This is a genomic window from Cellulosimicrobium cellulans (genome assembly GCF_016907755.1).
Lineage (GTDB): Bacteria > Actinomycetota > Actinomycetes > Actinomycetales > Cellulomonadaceae > Cellulosimicrobium > Cellulosimicrobium cellulans_D.
Genome location: NZ_JAFBCN010000001.1, coordinates 3,443,924 through 3,461,851, shown reverse-complemented (window position 1 = coordinate 3,461,851; position 17,928 = coordinate 3,443,924). Strand labels below are relative to the sequence as shown.

Here is a 17,928-nt window from a genome sequence, read left to right as displayed (position 1 = left end):
GCATCATGCCGCCATGGGTTACGACCTCTCTGGCCGCCTCGTCGTCGGCGTCGCCTCGTCCGCACTGTTCGACCTCACCGAGTCCGACCGCGTGTTCCGCACGCAGGGGGAGGCGGCGTACCGCGACTTCCAGGAGCGCCACCGCGACGACGCGCTGGCCCCGGGCGTCGCCTTCGGGTTCGTGCGCCGTCTGCTCGCGCTGAACGACCTGGCGCCGGCGGCGGACGACCCGCTCGTCGAGGTCATCGTGATGTCGCGCAACTCGCCGGAGACGGGCCTGCGGGTCATGCGCTCGATCCGGCACCACGACCTCGACATCACGCGCGCCGTCTTCCGCCAGGGCCGCAGCCCGCACGAGTTCATCCGGCCGCTGCACGTCGACCTGTTCCTCTCGGCCGACGAGCGGTCCGTGCGCGACGCGGTCGACCTCGGCCTGCCGGCCGGGTACGTGCTGGACCCGACGTTCGCGGACGAGGCCGGCGACGAGCTGCGCATCGCGTTCGACTTCGACGGCGTGCTCGCGGACGACTCGTCGGAGCGCCGCTTCCAGGACGGCGGCCTCGCGTCGTTCCGCGAGCACGAGGAGCTCAACGCCGACGTCCCGCTCGGGCGCGGCCCGCTGCGCGAGCTCCTCGTCGGCATCCACCGCGTCCAGGTCGTCGAGCGCGAGCGGCACGCGGCCGACGCGTCGTACCAGCCGCGCGTGCACGTCTCGCTCGTCACGGCGCGCTCGGCCCCGGCCCACGAGCGCGCGGTCGCGACGCTGTCGTCCTGGGGCGTCACCGTCGACGACGCGTTCTTCCTGGGCGGCGTGGACAAGGACGGCGTGCTCGAGGTGCTGCGCCCGCACATCTTCTTCGACGACCAGCGGGCCGTCGTCGAGGCGGCGCGACGCGTCGCCCCGTCGGTCCACGTGCCCTACGGCGAGCTCAACCGTGGCATCCTGCCCGCCGACCCGACGCTCGGTGCCCGCAGCACCCGGCCGGCCGACGCCGCCCCGCCCGCGCCCGCGCGGCGTGAGGCCGCGACCCCGCCGGCCCCGGCCGCGCCCTCGGGGGAGCGCGACGCCGAGGAGGAGCCGGCGCAGGAGCCTGTGCGCGCCGCGCGCACCGGGACGCGCGAGCTCCCGCTCGTGCGGTCCGTCCCAGGCGTCGGGGGGCCGGGCCTCGCGGGGATCGCCGCGGGGGCGAGCGTCGCGCCGGACGTGGAGCCGACGCACGAGGTCGAGCGACGCGACGTCGCACCCGCCCCGGCGGACGCCGGGGACACCGCGCCCCCGGCGGCGGTGACCGCGGAGCCCGCGGGCCGTGCCTCCGACGCCGAGGGCCCCGGGTCGACCGGGACCACGCTCCTCAGCCGTCGCGACGTCGCCCGCCCCGGCGCGCCCGACCGCGTCTCGGTCCTCGGCCCGGCGGGGGAGCCCAAGCCGCTCCCCGTCCGCCCGCCGTCGAACGGCTCGGCCCGGCACCACTGACCGGGAGGCGCCGGCCGCGCGTCGCGCGGCGCCGGTGCGTCGGTGGTTCACTGCTCGCATGAGCGGCGCCGTGCGACTCCCGGACGCCCCGCCCCGGGCGGGCGGGCGGGTCGAGGTGGTGTGCGGCCCCATGTTCGCGGGCAAGACCGAGGAGCTGCTGCGCCGGGTCCGCCGCGCCGAGGTCGCGGGACGTCGGGTCGAGGTGGTCGGTCACGTGCTCGACACCCGGCGGGGGACGGGCACGGTGAGCTCGCACTCCGGTCTGGCGATCCCGTCGCGGACGGCCCGCGACGCGGCCGACCTCGCGCGCCTGGTGCGCGACGGCGCCCCGCTCGACCTCGTCGCGGTCGACGAGGCCCACTTCTTCGGGCCGGACCTCGTCGACGTCGTGCAGCGCCTCGCGGACGACGGGCTGGTGGTGGTCGTCGCGGGGCTCGACGTGACGTTCGACGCGCGGCCGTTCGAGCCCCTGCCCACGCTCGCTGCGCTCGCCGAGCGCGTCGACAAGCTCACGGCCGTGTGCGCGGTGTGCGGCGAGGACGCGGCGTTCCACGTACGGGTGGCGCCGGCGGCTGCCGCGGCGGGTCCGGGGTCGCACGACCCGCTCGTCCCGGTAGCGGCGCACGTCGGCGGCGCGGAGAGCTACGAGGCGCGCTGCCGTGCGCACCTGCCCGGGGCGCCGTGGCGGTCTCAGCCGGGCGACCCGGGAGGGTCCGGCGGGTCCTCGACGAGCGGGACGAACGAGTAGGAGCCGTGCTCGCTGAGCCGGACGCCACCGGGCTCGTCGGGCTCGCCGGGCACGTTCGGCGCGGCCTCGACGAGCACCATCGTGTGCCGGACGGGGATCACCATCCTGCCGCCTGGCGCGAGCTGGCCCACGAGGGCCTCGGGGAGCGCGTCGGCCGCGGCGGACACGAGGATCCGGTCGTAGCGCTCGCCCGGCGTGCCGAGCACCCCCCGCGACGCCGTCACGATGCGCGCCCACGGCGAGTGCGCCGTCGCGAGGTTCGCCGCGCCCCACGCGGCGAGGTCGGGGTCGCGCTCGACCCCCAGGACGTGTCCTGCCGGCCCGACGAGGACGGCGAGCAGCGCCGTCGTCCACCCGGAGCCGGCGCCGACGTCGAGCACCCGCGCTGCGGGGGCGACGTCCAGCAGCCGCAGCATCGCCGCGACGGTCGAGGGCTGCGAGTTCGTCTGGCCGTGCCCGATGGCGAGCGGGCGGTCCTGGCCGGCCCAACGCCGCTGCGCGCGGGGGAGGAACGCGCGGCGGTCCACGACGCGCATCGCGGCGGCGACGGCGTCCCGGGCGTGGCCGGAGGCGCCGCCCGGCGGGCTCGCGGAGCGCATGCGACCACCTCCCCGGCCAGCGTAGGCACGACCGGGCCGCGCCTGCCCGGTCGGCCGCCCGCGCGGTACCGGAGGGCCCTCGCCCCGGGTGGCGGGGCCGGGCGGGCGGCGGGATGCTCGAGAGGTGCGCGGGCGCACCGGTGCGCCCGCCCGGAACCGGGGAGCACGGCATGAGCGGCACGGTGGCACGGATCACGCATCTCAGCGCACGGTCGGACACGAGCTTCGAGGACGCCGTCCGCGTCGGGGTCGAGCGCGCGGCGAGCACGCTGCGCAACGTCTCGGGCGCGTGGGTGAAGGAGCAGAAGGTCGACATCGAGGACGGGCGCATCGTCGCCTGGCAGGTCGTCCTCGAGGTGACGTTCGTCCTCGAGTGAGGAGGCGCCCGGGGGCGCGGCCGCACCCGGGGGCGGTCCGGCGGGCACGTCGTCGCGGGACCGGCAGACGTCATTTGACCTGCAGGCCAGGGATCCGTAGTCTTGAACGTCGGCGCGCCCAGGCGCGCCGGTCCCGTGTGCCCACGGACGACTCGCACTCGCACGCCGCGGCGTGGCCGGAGTCTCCAAGACGAACTCGCCGTGACGAGCACGCCAAGACTAGGAGAGATGAGCAGCAACGTGGTGTACGCGATCGTCAAGGCCGGTGGCCGCCAGGAGAAGGTTTCAGTCGGCGACATCGTCGTGGTGGACCGGGTGTCCGCCAAGGTCGGTGAGTCCCTCGAGCTGCCCGCTCTCCTGCTGGTGGACGGGGAGAAGGTGACCACCGACGCGGCGAAGCTCGCGAAGGTCAAGGTCACCGCCGAGGTCGTGCGGGACGAGAAGGGTCCGAAGATCACGATCCTGCGGTACAAGAACAAGACCGGTTACCGCCGTCGTCAGGGTCACCGCCAGCAGCTGACCCGCCTCAAGGTCACCGGCATCAAGTGACCTCGCCCGGCGCGAGGTAGCGGCCACGGGCCGCCCCGCGCCGACCGGCACCCTCCCTCAGCAACCAGCACGAAAGCAGGTTCGTCATGGCACACAAGAAGGGCGCGAGCTCCTCGCGCAACGGTCGCGACTCGAACGCCCAGCGCCTCGGCGTGAAGCGCTTCGGCGGTCAGGTCGTCAAGTCGGGCGAGATCATCGTCCGCCAGCGCGGCACGCACTTCCACCCCGGTGAGAACGTCGGCCGCGGCAAGGACGACACGCTGTTCGCCCTGGCCGCCGGTGCGGTCCAGTTCGGCACGCGTCGTGGCCGCAAGGTCATCGACATCGTCGCCGTCGAGGGCTGAGCGACAGCCACAGGCTTCGAGCAGGAGGGGCGCACCGACGCGGTGCGCCCCTCCTGCTGTTTCTCGCACACCCACCTCTGAGAGGATCGTTCCATGGCCAGCTTCGTCGACCGTGTCGTCCTGCACGTCTCCGGCGGCAACGGCGGGAACGGGTGCGCCTCGGTCCGTCGCGAGAAGTTCAAGCCGCTCGCCGGCCCCGACGGCGGCAACGGCGGTGATGGCGGGACGGTCCGCCTCGTGGTCGACGCGCAGACGACCACGCTGCTCGAGTACCACCACTCGCCGCACCGGCACGCGACGTCGGGCACCCAGGGCATGGGCGACGACCGCGACGGCGCGAACGGCGAGGACCTCGTCCTGCGCGTGCCGGACGGCACGGTCGTCAAGACGGCGGACGGCGCCGTCCTCGCCGACCTCGTCGGCGACGGCGCGGAGTACGTCATCGCCGAGGGCGGTCGCGGCGGGCTCGGCAACGCCGCGCTGTCGTCCCCGCGCCGCAAGGCGCCCGGCTTCGCTCTGCTCGGCGAGCCGGGCGAGGAGCGGGACGTCGTCCTCGAGCTGAAGACCATCGCCGACGTCGCGCTCGTGGGATACCCCAGCGCGGGCAAGTCCTCGCTCGTCGCGGCCATCTCCGCCGCGCGGCCCAAGATCGCCGACTACCCGTTCACCACGCTCGTGCCGAACCTCGGCGTCGTGCAGGCAGGCTCCGCGCGGTTCACCGTCGCGGACGTCCCGGGGCTCATCCCGGGCGCGAGCGAGGGCAAGGGCCTCGGGCTCGAGTTCCTGCGCCACATCGAGCGCACCGCCGTGATCGTGCACGTCCTGGACTGCGCGACGCTCGAGCCGGGCCGCGACCCGATCAGCGACCTCGACGTCATCGAGGCGGAGCTCGCCGCCTACGCCCAGGACCTCGACATCGAGGGCGGGCGCGTGCCGCTGACCGAGCGCCCGCGGCTCGTCGTCCTCAACAAGATCGACGTGCCCGAGGCGCGCGAGCTCGCCGACCTCGTCAAGCCCGACCTCGAGGCGCGCGGTCTGCGCGTCTTCGAGATCTCGACGGCCAGCCACGAGGGCCTGCGCCCGCTGACCTACGCGCTCGCCGAGCTCGTCGAGAAGGCCCGCGCCGAGGCGCCCGCGCCCGAGCCGACGCGCGTCGTGCTGCGGCCGCGCGCCGTCGACGAGGCCGGGTTCACCGTCACGCGCAAGGGCGGGGCCACGGACTACTGGTTCGAGGTGCGTGGCGCCAAGCCCGAGCGCTGGGTGCGCCAGACGGACTTCAGCAACGACGAGGCCGTCGGCTACCTCGCCGACCGCCTCGCCCGCCTGGGCGTGGAGGAGAAGCTCTTCGCCGCCGGGGCCGTCGGGGGCGACGAGGTGCGCATCGGCACCGACGCCAACGCCGTCGTGTTCGACTGGGAGCCGACGCTCATGACCGGCTCCGAGCTGCTCGGCGGCCCGCGCGGCTCCGACAACCGCCTCGACGAGCGCCTGCGCCCCACGCGCTCGGAGAAGCGTCGCGAGCACCACGAGCGCATGGACGCCAAGGCCGAGGCCCGCCGCGAGCTGTGGACCGAGCGCGAGGCGGGGACCTGGACGGACCCCGACGCGGACTGACGCGGATATCCGTTGTGGGCGGGGAATGGGCCCCGGTCCCCTCGTGGGGACCGGGCCCATTCCGTGCCCACAGCCGGTCCGGGGCGTCCTGGTCCGTGAAATCCTGCGCGCCCGGGAGCGGCAGGCGGCGATGATGGACGCGTGAACGCCCTGTCCTCCCGCTCCGAGATCGCCTCCGCCCACCGCGTGGTGGTGAAGATCGGCTCGTCCTCGCTCACCGGCGCGGACGGGCACCTCGACCTCACCGCCCTGCGCGCCCTCGTCGACGTCCTCGCGGCGCGACGCGCGGCGGGCGGCCAGGTCGTCCTCGTCACGTCCGGCGCGATCGCCGCGGGGATCGGGCCCCTGGGGCTCGCGAGCCGACCGCGCGACCTCGCGACGGCGCAGGCGACCGCCTCGGTCGGGCAGGGCATGCTCGTCGCCCGCTACACGGAGGCGTTCGCGGGGCACGGGCTGCGCGTCGGGCAGGTGCTGCTCACCGCCGAGGACACCGTGCGCCGCGGGCACTACCGCAACGCCCAGCGCTCGCTCGAGCGGCTCCTCGACCTCGGCGTCGTGCCCATCGTCAACGAGAACGACGCCGTCGCGACGGACGAGATCCGGTTCGGCGACAACGACCGCCTCGCCGCGCTCGTCTCCCACCTCGTGCGCGCCGACGCGATGGTTTTGCTCACCGACGTCGACGGCCTCTACGACGGACCGCCGTCGCGTCCCGGCACGCGCCGGATCGCCGAGGTGCGTTCTCCCGCCGACATCGAGGGTGTCGAGGTCACGGGCCGGGGGAGCGCGGTCGGGACCGGGGGGATGCTGACCAAGCTCGAGTCCGTCTCCATCGCGACCGGCACCGGCATCCCCGTCGTGCTGACGAAGGCGCAGAACGCGGCCGCCGCGCTCGCGGGCGACGCCGTCGGGACGTGGTTCGCCGCGACCGGCAAGCGGACGACGCGCCGGCGCCTCTGGCTCGCGCACGCCGCGCGAACCCGCGGTCGGCTCGTCCTCGACGACGGCGCGGTGCAGGCCGTGCAGGGCGGGCGCGCGTCCCTCCTGCCCGCGGGGGTCACGGCCGTCGAGGGGGAGTTCGACGCCGGGGACCCGGTCGAGCTCGTGACGTCGGACGGACGCGTGGTCGCGCGCGGGCTCGTCGCGTTCGAGTCCCGCGACATCCCGGACCTCCTCGGCCGGTCGACGGGCGAGCTGCGGGCCGAGCTGGGCGAGGGCTACGACCGCGAGGTCGTGCACCGCGACGACCTCGTCCTGGTGCGCAAGCGGGGCCGCTGACCGGCGGTCGGACGGCGCCCCCGGCGCGAGGTCGACCGACGTAGGCTCGGTCCATGACCACCACCGAGGACGCGCCCGTCGTCGCGGGCGCCACCGAGCCCCAGCCCGCCGGTCCGGCCGCAACCGGCACCGGGACCGACGTCGCGAGCGCCGTCGAGGACGTCGCGCGCCGCGCCAAGGTCGCCTCGCGCACGCTGGCCACCGCCACGCGCGCGACCAAGGACGCCGCCCTCCTCGCGCTCGCCGACGCGCTCGTCGCGGCGACGGACGAGATCGTGGCTGCGAACGCCGTCGACCTCGCGCGCGAGCGCGCGAACGGCATGAGCGAGGGCCTGCTCGACCGGCTCGCGCTCGACGGCCCCCGCATCGTCGCGATCGCCGACGCGCTGCGCGCCCTCGCGGGCCTGCCGGACCCGGTGGGCGAGGTCGTGCGCGGATCGACGCTGCCGAACGGGCTGCGCCTGCGCCAGCTCCGCGTGCCCATGGGCGTCGTCGGCATGATCTACGAGGCACGGCCGAACGTGACGGTCGACGCCGCGGGGCTCGCGCTGAAGAGCGGCAACGCCGTGATCCTGCGCGGCGGGTCCGCGGCCGCGAGCTCCAACGAGGTGATCGTGGGCGTGCTCGCCCGCGCGCTCGAGGCGCAGGGGCTGCCCGGCGACCTCGTGCAGTCGATCGACCGCCACGGGCGTCCGGGCGCCGTCGCGCTCATGCACGCGCGCGGGCTCGTCGACGTGCTGGTGCCGCGCGGCGGGGCCGACCTCATCCGCACGGTGGTGCGTGAGTCGACCGTCCCCGTCATCGAGACCGGCGTCGGCAACGTCCACGTGTACGTGGACGCGAGCGCCGACCGGGCGATGGCGCTCGAGATCCTGCTCAACGCCAAGACGCAGCGGGTGGGCGTGTGCAACGCCGCCGAGACGCTCCTGGTCCACGCGGACGCCGCGCCCGACTTCCTGCCGGCCGCCCTCGCCGCGCTGACCGCGGCCGGCGTCGTCGTGCACGGCGACGACCGCACGGCCGGCCTCGCACCCGAGGGTACCGAGGTGCTCGCGGCCACCGACGAGGACTGGGCGACCGAGTACCTCGCGCCGGAGATCGCCGTGCGCGTGGTCGACGACCTCGACGCCGCGATCGAGCACGTCCGCACGTGGACGTCCGGGCACACCGAGGCGATCGTCACGCGCGACCTCGCGTCCTCGGAGCGGTTCGTCGCGGAGCTCGACTCCGCGGCGATCATGGTCAACGCGTCGACGCGGTTCACCGACGGCGGCCAGTTCGGCCTCGGTGCGGAGATCGGCATCTCGACGCAGAAGCTCCACGCGCGCGGCCCCATGGGCCTCGCCGAGCTCACGACGACAAAATGGGTCGTGCACGGGGACGGTCACGTTCGTCCGTGACGAGCGGTTCGTCGGCAAGTACCTGATACCTGCCGGACCGGGCCGCCGGACGGTCGTGAGAGACTGGTCGGCGACCGGAGCCCGTCCGGTCCGCCGTCGGGCCGGTCCCGGCAGGCGTACCGTTCCACCGCACCACCCCGGACCGCGGCACGACACCGTCCGCCCCGGGGACGACCTTCGAGGAGGACGTCGTGATCTCTGCCGTCGTGCTGGCCGCCGAGGAAGGCGCCGAGGCCGCGTCGCACCTGCCCATCCCGCCGCTCGCCTACGGACTGCTCGGGTTCGGCGGGCTCGTGGCCCTGCTGCTCGTCACCTACGCGTTCCGCAGCGTCGGCACGCGGCACTGACCGGTAGCGAACGACGGAAGCGCCCGCGACCGATGACGTCCCGATGAGCCCGCGCCGTCCCCGCCTGGGGGTGATGGGTGGCACGTTCGACCCCATCCACCACGGCCACCTCGTCGCGGCGAGCGAGGCCGCGGCGCGGTTCGACCTCGACGAGGTCGTGTTCGTCCCCACGGGCAAGCCGTCGTTCAAGCAGCACCAGAGCGTCAGCCCGGCCGAGCACCGGTACCTCATGACGGTCATCGCGACCGCCTCGAACCCGCGCTTCACGGTGAGCCGGGTCGACGTCGACCGGCCGGGACTGACCTTCACGGTCGACACGCTGCGCGACCTGCGGGACGCGCGACCGGACGCGGAGCTCTTCTTCATCACGGGGGCGGACGCGATCGAGCAGATCCTGACCTGGAAGGATGCCGACGAGCTGTGGAAGATGGCACACTTCGTGGCTGTCTCCCGCCCGGGCCACCGCCTGAGCGTCGAGGGTCTGCCGCCGGGCGTGGTCACCATGCTCGAGGTGCCGGCCCTCGCCATCTCGTCGACGGACTGTCGTCGGCGTGCGGAGGCGGGCCAGCCGGTGTGGTACCTGGTTCCGGACGGCGTGGTCCAGTACATCGCCAAGCACGGTTTGTATCGAGGTCAGCACGATGAGTGACAACGGCAGCAACATGCAGCCCGTCCGCCCCCTCACGCGGCGCGAGATGCGCGAGCGCGAGCAGGCGGCCGCGGCCGAGCGGTCCGCGCAGCCCGCCACGCCTCCACCCGCCCCGGCGCCCGGCGCCGGCGGGTGGCAGCAGCCTGCGCCCGCGCGGCCCGCTGCTCCGGCGACACCGCCGCCGTCGCGCCGCACGATGCGCGAGACGACCGGCCCGACGGACTACCCGTCGCAGCCGTCCGTCGTGCGCCCGCCGGCCGCCTCGGGCGGCATGCGTGGCCTCGACGAGACCGGTCGGCTCACCCCGGTCCAGGAGACCGCGGAGCGGGTCGCGATCCGCCCGCCGGCCCCGACGCCCGTGGTGCCGACGCGCACGAGCTCCCGCCCGCCCGCGGGCACGCCGCGGCCCGCCGCGGCGGGCGCCACCGGCCCCGTCCGGCCCCCGACGCCGTCCGCCCCCGTGACCGGGTTCGGGTCCGCACCGGTCGGCCGGGTCGGAGCGCCCGAGGCGCCGCCTGCCCAGCCTCAGCGCTTGTCGGCCTTCTCGGCCCCCGCCGCGGCACCGGCCGCGCCCCCCGCCACGCCGGCTCCCGCACCCGCCCCGTCTCCGTGGGGTGCGACCGCAGCGCCCGCACCCGAGCGCACACCGGCTGCCGCGCGGCCCGCGGCTCCGCCGGCCGCGGCCGCCGAGGCCCCGGGGGCCGCGCTCCCGTGGTCGGCGATCACCTCGGGCTCGGCACCCGAGCCCGCGAGCGCGGGCCGCGAGCCCGCCTCGCCCTTCGGCGGCGTGCGCGAGACGGCGGCCGCAGCACCCGTCGCCGCCGGCGGCCCGTCCGACGACCTCTTCCCCCGTGTGCGCGCCCGCGCGGACGAGCTCGACGACGAGGCGGACGACGACCTCGACGACGAGCCGCGCGGCCCCTCGTACACGTGGCTGCACTACCTCATCCTCGTCGCCGTGGCGTTCGTCCTCGGCCTGCTCGTGTGGACGCTCGTCTCGCGCGACGACCCGGGTCTCGCCACCGAGGACACGAGCGCCGCGGCGACCGCCGTGTCCACGGGGGACGACCCCGGCACCCTCGACACCGGCCGCTGAGCGGCCGCACCATGAACGGAGACACGTGACTGCCACCGAACGAGCCGTAGAGCTCGCCGTCATCGCGGCGCGGGCGGCGTCCGACCGCAAGGCCGAGGAGATCATCGCGCTCGACGTGAGCGAGCAGCTCGTCCTCACGGACGTGTTCCTCATCGCGTCCGGGTCGAGCGAGCGCCAGGTCTCGGCGATCGTCGACGCGGTCGAGGAGGCGATGTTCAAGGCGGGGTCCAAGCCGATCCGTCGCGAGGGCAAGCAGGAGGCACGCTGGGTCCTCATCGACTTCGGCGACGTCGTCGTGCACGTGCAGCACTCCGAGGACCGCGTCTACTACGCGCTCGAGCGCCTGTGGAAGGACTGCCCCGTCGTCGAGCTCCCCGAGGACGCGCGCGGCGGCGACGGCACGGCCGACGACGCGGACGACACGACCCGCGGCGACGGCACCATCCGGCTGTCGGGGGAGCCCCTGGCGTGAGCGCCGGGACGCTCGTCCTCCTGCGCCACGGCCGGACCGCGTACAACGCCACGATGCGCCTGCAGGGCCAGGTCGACATCCCGCTCGACGGCGTCGGGCAGTGGCAGGCCGAGCACGGCGCGAAGGCTCTCGCGAGCGCGCACCGTGCGACGCGTGTCGTCGCGTCGGACCTCGTGCGGGCGGCCGACACCGCACGCGCGTACGCCGCGGCCATCGGAGCGGACGTGCTGTTCGACTCCCGGCTGCGCGAGCGCGGCTTCGGGGAGTGGGAGGGGCTCACGGGCCCGGAGATCGCCGAGCGCTGGCCGGAGGAGTACGCGGCGTGGCGCCGGGGCGAGGAGCCCACGCGCGCGGGCGCCGAGACCAAGGCCGCCGTCGCGGCGCGCCTCGTCGAGGCCGTCACCGAGCACGTCGAGTCCCTCGAGAGCGACGACACCCTCGTCGTCGTGTCCCACGGCGCCGCGATCACGCTCGCCGTCACCGCGCTGCTCGGGCTGGACCCGGAGGGCTGGCGCGGGATCTCCGGCCTGCACAACGTCCACTGGTCCCACCTGCACCGCTCTGCTCCTGCGGCGACGCCCGCGTGGCGCCTGGTGGCGCACAACGTCGGTGCCGGGTTCCCGCTCGACGAGTGGAACGCGGGACCGGATTGGAATCTGGAGCCGGTTTCTGCGTAGACTAGCGACGCTCCGCAGGACGGGAAACCGGCCGGGGGAGTGTTCATCCAGTGCTTGACCAGGATCTTCGCAGATCCACGGGGCTGTGGCGCAGCTGGTAGCGCACCTGCATGGCATGCAGGGGGTCAGGGGTTCGAGTCCCCTCAGCTCCACCCGTCAACGGTCGAAGGCCACGTCGGATCCCGCACAGGGATCGGACGTGGCCTTCGTCGTTCCACGGCAGCGACCGGCCTACCGGTGCGACGCCGGGTCGACAGCGTCGTCGGCGCGCCGGGGAGCCACGTCACGAGCGGCACGGTGAGGGCGCCCGCGCACAGCACCCCGGCGACGACCGCCGTGGTGATCGCTGTGACGACCATCACGGCCGCGGCGGTCCGCATCGGGTCCCTGGGGTCGGAGCCGATGACGGCGAGGAGTAGCATCTGCGGAGTTAGCACAGGCTGGCCTAATAACGCGCGGCCTGAACGATCGGTTCCCGTACCCCTGCTCCAGGACTCGGGACGTCCCGGAGGGTCAGGATCCGTGTTCGCGAACTTCCTCATCGGTCTGCGCGAGGGGCTCGAGGCGTCGCTCGTCGTCTCCATCCTCGTCGCGTACCTGGTCAAGACCGGGCGCCGCGACCTGCTGCCCGCGCTGTGGTCCGGCGTCGGCGTGGCCGTGCTGGTCTCCCTCGGCTTCGGCGCGGCGCTCACGTTCGGCCCCCAAGGGCTGTCGTTCGAGGCGCAGGAGGCGATCGGCGGCACGCTCTCGATCCTCGCCGTCGGGCTCATCACCTGGATGATCTTCTGGATGGGTCGCACGGCGCGACACCTCAAGGCGGACCTGCAGCACAAGCTCGACGACGCGATCGCCGCGGGCCGGTGGGCCGTCGTCGTCATGGCGGTGCTCGCCGTCGGGCGCGAGGGGCTCGAGACCGCGCTGTTCCTGTGGGCCGGCGCCCAGGCGACCGGGGCGACGACCCGGCCCCTGCTGGGCGCCGTGCTCGGCATCGCCGTCGCGGTCGGGCTCGCGTGGGCCGTCTATCGCGGGGCGCTCCGCCTGAACCTGCGGCTCTTCTTCGCCTGGACCGGGCTGTTCCTCATCGTGGTGGCCGCGGGCGTGCTCTCCTACGGGGTCCACGACCTCCAGGAGGCGGGCATCCTCCCCGGTCTCCACAACCTGGCGTTCGACGTGTCGGCGCAGATCCCGCCGTCGAGCTGGTACGGCACGGTGCTCAAGGGCGTCTTCAACTTCTCGCCCGCGACGACGTGGCTCGAGCTCGCGGCCTGGTGGCTCTACCTCGTGCCGACCCTGTTCTTCTTCGTCCGGACCGTCTGGTTCGGACCGTCCCCCGGCGCGCCGGCGAAGCCCGCGCCCGCCCCTGTCACGAACACCGCACCTCTCGGAGGAGACCGATGACCCGCACCCGGGCCTCGCGCGCAGCCGCACCCCTGCTCGCCGCCGTCCTGCTCGTCCCGCTGGCCGCCTGCACGCCGAACGACCCGACGGGTGCGACGAGCCCCGGGGCCGACGGGCCGACGGCGCTCACGGTGAGCTCGACGGACGACGCGTGCGACGTGTCGGCGACCGAGGCGCCGTCGGGCCACCTGGTGTTCTCCGTGACGAACGACGGGAGCCAGGTCACCGAGTTCTACCTGCTCGCCGAGGACGGCCTGCGCATCGTGTCCGAGGTCGAGAACATCGGCCCCGGCATCACCCGCGACCTGGTCCTCACCGCGAAGCCCGGCTCGTACGTCACGGCGTGCAAGCCGGGCATGGTCGGAGACGGCATCCGGGCCGACTTCACCGTCACGGACTCGGGCGCCGTCGTCGAGCCGACGGGCGAGGTCGCCGACCAGGTCCAGGCCGCGGCGACGAACTACGTCGCGTACGTCAAGGACCAGACCGAGCAGCTCCTCACGGGGACCCAGGAGTTCGTCGACGCCTACGCGGCGGGCGACGACGACGCGGCGCGCGAGCTCTACGCCCCGGTCCGCGTGCACTGGGAGCGCATCGAGCCGGTCGCGGAGTCGTTCGGCGACCTCGACCCGCGCATGGACCTGCGCGAGGCCGACCTCGAGGCGGGCCAGGAGTGGACGGGCTGGCACCTGCTGGAGAAGGACCTGTGGCCGCCGGCCCCGGACGCGAACGGCGGCACGGAGTACGTCCCGCTCACCGAGGCGCAGCGCACGCAGTACGCCGACCAGCTCCTCGCCGACACGCAGGAGCTCTACGACCGGACGCACGAGGCGTCCTTCGCCGAGCAGATCGACGCGGCGGCGATCGGCAACGGTGCCAAGGGCCTGCTGGACGAGGTCGCCACGGGCAAGGTCACGGGCGAGGAGGAGATCTGGTCGCACACCGACCTGTGGGACTTCCAGGCGAACCTCGACGGCGCGAAGGTCGCCTACGAGGGCCTGCGCGACGTGGTCCTCGCGAAGGACACCGAGCTCACCGACGACCTCGACGCCCGGTTCGCCGCGCTCCAGGAGGAGCTCGACCAGTACCGCGACGGCGACGGGTTCGTGCTCTACACCGATCTCACGGCCGACCAGGTGAAGACGCTCGCCGACGGTGTCGATGCGCTGAGCGAGCCGCTGTCGCAGCTCACCGCCGCGGTCGTCCTCTGACCAGGGACGTGAGCGTGCGATGACCCAGCCCGAGATCCCCGTGCCGGAGGACGCGGCCGAGACCGCTCCGGCGGACGCGACGCCGGTGCGCCCGAGCGCGTCCCCGCGCCTCTCCCGTCGCGCCCTCCTGGGCGCGGCGGGCGCGGGGCTGCTCGCGGCCGGGGCCGCGGGCGGGTACGCGGCGGCCCGTGCGACGGACGGGCCCTCGGGCCCGACGGCGGCCGTCGGACCGGACGACGTCGTCCCGTTCGCGGGTGCGCACCAGGCGGGCGTCGCGACGCCCGCGCAGGACCGGCTCCACTTCGCCACGTGGGACCTCACGACGACGTCGCGCGACGACCTGGTCGCGCTGCTGACGGCGTGGACCGCCGCGGCGGCGCGCATGACGCGCGGCCTGCCGGCGGGCACGTTCGGGCCGGTGTCCGGGCCCTACGACGCGCCGCCCGACGACACCGGGGAGGCCCAGGAGCTGCCCGCGTCGAACCTCACCCTGACGTTCGGGTTCGGGCCGTCGCTGTTCCGCACGGCCGACGGCGTCGACCGGTTCGGGCTCGACGGGCGTCGGCCCGCGCTGCTCCAGGACCTGCCGCACTTCCCGGCGGACGCGCTCGAGGAGGCGCGCTGCGGGGGAGACCTCGCGGTCCAGGCGTGCGCCGACGACCCGCAGGTCGCGGTGCACGCGATCCGTAACCTCGCACGGCTGGCGTTCGGGACCGCGAGCGTCCGGTGGAGCCAGCTCGGGTACGGCCGCACGTCGTCGACGTCCACCGCGCAGGCGACGCCGCGCAACCTGTTCGGGTTCAAGGACGGCACGGCGAACGTCAAGGCCGAGGAGAGCGAGGCGCTGGACGAGCACGTGTGGGTCGCGCCCGCCGACGACCCGGCGGCCGTCTGGCTCGCCGGAGGCTCCTACCTCGTCGCCCGGCGCATCCGCATGACCATCGAGACGTGGGACCGGGCGCCCCTGCGCGAGCAGGAGGCGATCGTCGGGCGCACCAAGGGGTCGGGTGCGCCGCTCTCCGGCGGCGACGAGTTCACCGAGCCCGACTTCACGGTCACGGGCCGCGGCGACGAGCCGCTCATCGACCCGTCGGCGCACGTCGCGCTCGCGCACCCCACGCGCAACGCCGGGGCGCGGATGCTACGCCGCGGCTACAACTACACCGACGGCTCGGACGGCCTCGGGCGCCTCGACGCCGGGCTCTTCTTCCTCGCCTACGTGCGCGACCCCGCGACGCAGTACGTCCCGATGCAGACGACCCTTTCGCGTGACGACCCCATGATGGAGTACCTGCGCCACACCGGGTCGGGGATCTGGGCCGTCCCGGCAGGCGTCCGCGACGACACCGGCCTCCTCGACGGCACGAGCACCGCGTTCGTCGGCCAGGAGCTCTTCGCGTGACCGGCGTCGTGCGTGTCCACGCGACGGGGGCCGTGGGGTCACGGGCGCGCGGGCGTCCGGGCCCCGGACGGGACCGATAGGGTCGCGAGGACGCCGCTCGCGGTGTCGGTGCCGTCGGAGCTCGGTACCGCCCTGACCCCCCGATGCAGTGAACGGAGGCTCACATGTCGGGTCCGACCGACGTCCTCGCCGCGCTCTCGGATGCTGTGGGTGCGGAGCGGGCGGAGCAGCTGCTGGCCCGGTTCGACCGGTACTCGAACCAGCCCCACGCGGTCAAGGGCGCCTCGCGGCTCCCGAGCGATCCCGCGCTGGAGCGAGCTGCCCTGCGGGTGTTCGAGGACCCGGACCTCGGGGCGGCCGCCGGCCTCGACGCGTCGAGCCTCGCGGGTGCGCTCGACGCGCGGGCGCTCTGGGCGCTCCTCGCGCTCGCGGCCCGGGCGGACCTGACCGTCCTCGACCGGCTCCCGGCGGAGACCGCCGAGCGGGGTGCTCCGAAGGTCGCGACGATCCGCCGGGCTGTCGCGAAGCACGCGGCGGTGTCGAGGTCCGACCCTTCGTCCACTGCTGCCCCCACCTCGCCGCCGGCGCCTGCCGTGGACGACGTCCCCGTGCTCCCCGAGAAGGTGGCACAGGTGGGGAGGTGGCTCGCTGGGCATCCTGGCGCGGATCCCCGGTGGTTTGCTGCACGCCCGGGGCAGCGGGCGGCCGAGCGGCGGGCCGCTCTCCGGGCGCCTCGCGCCGCTGGCGGAGTGCACCGACCTCCGGCGGCTGCACGTGAACGTCGTCGGCGGATTGCTCGCCGGGCTCGAGGCGCTGGTGCAGCTGCCCGCGCTCACCGAGCTGCACCTGGCCGGCGGGACCCGGGACGTGGACCTCTCGGTGCTGCGGCACACCGCCGTTGAGCGCCTGTCACTGAGCCTCGGCGGCGCCGACGGCGCGTTCCTCACGCACGTGCCGCACCTGCGGTCGCTCCAGCTCTCGGGCGGGTCGGGCCCAGAGGACGCCGGGTACGACGACGAGGACGGTCCTGCTCCGCTGCCCGCGCACCCCGGGCTCGTCGACGTGGTGCTGCGGCTGGTCGCCGACGGCGTCCAGGTGGTCACCTACCGCCACGAGCGTTCCTGGGTGTCGCGGCTGACGGCCGCGGCCCCGTCCGACGTCTTCGTCGTCGAGCGCAGCGGCTACGTAGGGCTGACCCGCGACGCGTCGGACGTGGACGCCCTGGGCAGGAGGCTGTTCTCCGACGTCGTACCGTGACCGGCGGTCGTGGCCTACGAGGTGCTGACGTGCACGTGGTCGAAGTGGTTCGCGGTCGTGCCGCCGCGGTCCTCCATGCCGGACCACGCGCTCGCGGGGTCTCCGGCCATCCAGATCTGCTGCTGGTAGATGAGGTAGGTGATCCCGAGCGCCCCGGCGTTGGCCTGGAGGTAGCGGGCGATCTCCCAGCCCGTCTCGCCCGTGATCATGATGTCCAGGGCCCGACCGGTGCCGTGGTCGCCGCTGTCGCCCGGCCGGATCCCGCCGTAGGACGTCACCTGCGGGAAGATCGCGCACACCGCCCGGTAGACCGCACGGGCGTTGGACCGGAGGGACGACTCGATCCCGGAGCTCACGGAGCACGCGGCGTCGGAGATCCCGCTCGCCCCCGACCCGCTGCTCGCGGCCGTCGCCGCCGGCGCCTCGGGCTGCGTCTGCGCGAGGAAGCTCGACTTGATCCAGGCCGCGGCGCCGCCCCACACGACCTGGCTCCACTCGCCCTCGGTCGCGCCGGTGACGTCGACGGCGGTGGCGAACGCGGCGGTCGCGACACGCTCGGCGTCGGCCGACGGCCCGGTGCGGACGTTGACGGCGTCGGTCGTCCAGAGCTGGCCGGTGGCGACGGGGACGGCCGGGGCCGGCGGGGCGGCCTCGGCGGCCGGCACGACCGTGATCTGCGCGGCCGTCTCGACGAGCGGGGACTCCTGCGTCGTGGCGGGCGGTGCGACGCGCGCGGCGGACCGGCTGGCGGCCCCGGTGCCGCGCTCCACGGTCGACCCGGCGGTCGGCTCGACGCTCAGCGGCGCGAGGTCGGGGTTGCCCTCGGCGGGCTGGGGGCCCGCGCCGACCACGCCTGCGCCGAGCAGCCCGACCAGGGCGAGCGCCGGGAGCTTGAGGGCGCGTGCCGGGAGTGCCGGAAGAGCGGGCAGGGCCGGGAGCCGGAACGCGCGCGCGGGCGCTGCGGGGGCGGCGCTGTGGCGGCCTCGGGACATGGTGCGCTCCGGTTCGTTCGTGGTCAGGACCGCGCCCATGTAAC

General features: G+C 74.9%; 19 protein-coding genes and 1 tRNA gene. 18 read left to right on the top strand and 2 right to left on the bottom strand.

Translation table 11 applies throughout. From position 1 onward, the window contains the following. Nucleotides 1-13: 13 nt before the first annotated feature. Entirely contained in the window at nucleotides 14-1,474 is a 1,461-nt protein-coding gene (locus tag JOE63_RS15165) for a 5'-nucleotidase (protein ID WP_204542438.1), read from the top strand. Between the two features lie 58 nt (nucleotides 1,475-1,532). Continuing rightward, nucleotides 1,533-2,222: a thymidine kinase gene (locus tag JOE63_RS15160; RefSeq protein ID WP_204542436.1), complete on the top strand. Its 690-nt coding sequence runs from the start codon at nucleotides 1,533-1,535 to the stop codon at nucleotides 2,220-2,222. On the opposite strand, the gene JOE63_RS15155 is transcribed toward JOE63_RS15160, so the two are convergent. Continuing rightward, nucleotides 2,165-2,821 (bottom strand): protein-L-isoaspartate O-methyltransferase family protein, encoded by a 657-nt coding sequence (locus JOE63_RS15155; protein ID WP_204542434.1) that lies wholly within the window; start codon nucleotides 2,819-2,821, stop codon nucleotides 2,165-2,167. The two genes, JOE63_RS15160 and JOE63_RS15155, sit on opposite strands and share 58 nt — an antisense overlap. Before the next feature lie 170 nt (nucleotides 2,822-2,991). On the opposite strand from JOE63_RS15155, the gene JOE63_RS15150 reads away from it, so the two are divergent. The 16 genes from JOE63_RS15150 (at nucleotide 2,992) to JOE63_RS15075 (ending at nucleotide 16,892) form a co-directional block, all read left to right on the top strand. Further along, nucleotides 2,992-3,198, top strand: a complete 207-nt coding sequence (locus JOE63_RS15150) for a dodecin family protein (protein WP_087469349.1) — start codon at nucleotides 2,992-2,994, stop codon at nucleotides 3,196-3,198. A 228-nt stretch (nucleotides 3,199-3,426) separates the two neighbouring features. Further along, nucleotides 3,427-3,747 (top strand): 50S ribosomal protein L21, encoded by a 321-nt coding sequence (gene rplU, locus JOE63_RS15145; protein ID WP_047234734.1) that lies wholly within the window; start codon nucleotides 3,427-3,429, stop codon nucleotides 3,745-3,747. An 86-nt stretch (nucleotides 3,748-3,833) separates the two neighbouring features. Next, on the top strand, nucleotides 3,834-4,091 hold the full coding sequence (gene rpmA / locus JOE63_RS15140; RefSeq protein WP_047234735.1) for a 50S ribosomal protein L27: 258 nt from the start codon (nucleotides 3,834-3,836) through the stop codon (nucleotides 4,089-4,091). 93 nt (nucleotides 4,092-4,184) lie between these two features. Next, nucleotides 4,185-5,705, top strand: coding sequence for a GTPase ObgE (obgE, locus tag JOE63_RS15135; protein WP_087469348.1), 1,521 nt, complete (start codon nucleotides 4,185-4,187; stop codon nucleotides 5,703-5,705). 150 nt (nucleotides 5,706-5,855) lie between these two features. Next, nucleotides 5,856-6,983, top strand: coding sequence for a glutamate 5-kinase (proB, locus tag JOE63_RS15130; RefSeq protein ID WP_087472429.1), 1,128 nt, complete (start codon nucleotides 5,856-5,858; stop codon nucleotides 6,981-6,983). Between the two features lie 53 nt (nucleotides 6,984-7,036). Then, the gene (locus tag JOE63_RS15125) at nucleotides 7,037-8,383 is read left to right on the top strand and encodes a glutamate-5-semialdehyde dehydrogenase (protein ID WP_087469347.1); all 1,347 of its coding nucleotides are present in this window, start codon (nucleotides 7,037-7,039) and stop codon (nucleotides 8,381-8,383) included. A gap of 191 nt (nucleotides 8,384-8,574) precedes the next feature. Further along, nucleotides 8,575-8,730 carry a hypothetical protein gene (locus JOE63_RS15120; protein WP_021483496.1) on the top strand — a complete coding sequence of 52 codons (156 nt, stop codon included), beginning with the start codon at nucleotides 8,575-8,577 and terminating at the stop codon, nucleotides 8,728-8,730. A 43-nt stretch (nucleotides 8,731-8,773) separates the two neighbouring features. Continuing rightward, nucleotides 8,774-9,379, top strand: coding sequence for a nicotinate-nucleotide adenylyltransferase (gene nadD / locus JOE63_RS15115; protein ID WP_087469346.1), 606 nt, complete (start codon nucleotides 8,774-8,776; stop codon nucleotides 9,377-9,379). Beyond that, nucleotides 9,372-10,475, top strand: a complete 1,104-nt coding sequence (locus JOE63_RS15110) for a hypothetical protein (RefSeq protein WP_157759422.1) — start codon at nucleotides 9,372-9,374, stop codon at nucleotides 10,473-10,475. The genes nadD and JOE63_RS15110 overlap by 8 nt, the downstream gene beginning before the upstream one ends. Before the next feature lie 25 nt (nucleotides 10,476-10,500). Further along, a complete protein-coding gene (gene rsfS / locus JOE63_RS15105) occupies nucleotides 10,501-10,947 on the top strand; it encodes a ribosome silencing factor (protein WP_087469344.1) in 447 nt (148 codons plus the stop codon). Beyond that, entirely contained in the window at nucleotides 10,944-11,624 is a 681-nt protein-coding gene (locus tag JOE63_RS15100; RefSeq protein WP_087469343.1) for a histidine phosphatase family protein, read from the top strand. Before rsfS ends, JOE63_RS15100 begins: the two co-directional genes overlap by 4 nt. Before the next feature lie 79 nt (nucleotides 11,625-11,703). Then, nucleotides 11,704-11,776 (top strand) — tRNA-Ala (locus JOE63_RS15095). Between the two features lie 370 nt (nucleotides 11,777-12,146). After that, a complete protein-coding gene (efeU, locus tag JOE63_RS15090) occupies nucleotides 12,147-13,022 on the top strand; it encodes an iron uptake transporter permease EfeU (RefSeq protein WP_204542432.1) in 876 nt (291 codons plus the stop codon). Next, nucleotides 13,019-14,233, top strand: a complete 1,215-nt coding sequence (efeO, locus tag JOE63_RS15085; RefSeq protein WP_204542429.1) for an iron uptake system protein EfeO — start codon at nucleotides 13,019-13,021, stop codon at nucleotides 14,231-14,233. Before efeU ends, efeO begins: the two co-directional genes overlap by 4 nt. Nucleotides 14,234-14,252: 19 nt before the next feature. Beyond that, entirely contained in the window at nucleotides 14,253-15,635 is a 1,383-nt protein-coding gene (gene efeB / locus JOE63_RS15080) for an iron uptake transporter deferrochelatase/peroxidase subunit (RefSeq protein ID WP_204542427.1), read from the top strand. A gap of 678 nt (nucleotides 15,636-16,313) precedes the next feature. Beyond that, entirely contained in the window at nucleotides 16,314-16,892 is a 579-nt protein-coding gene (locus tag JOE63_RS15075) for a hypothetical protein (RefSeq protein WP_204542424.1), read from the top strand. A gap of 14 nt (nucleotides 16,893-16,906) precedes the next feature. On the opposite strand, the gene JOE63_RS15070 is transcribed toward JOE63_RS15075, so the two are convergent. Then, a complete protein-coding gene (locus tag JOE63_RS15070) occupies nucleotides 16,907-17,884 on the bottom strand; it encodes an SH3 domain-containing protein (RefSeq protein WP_204542422.1) in 978 nt (325 codons plus the stop codon). Nucleotides 17,885-17,928: the final 44 nt, after the last annotated feature.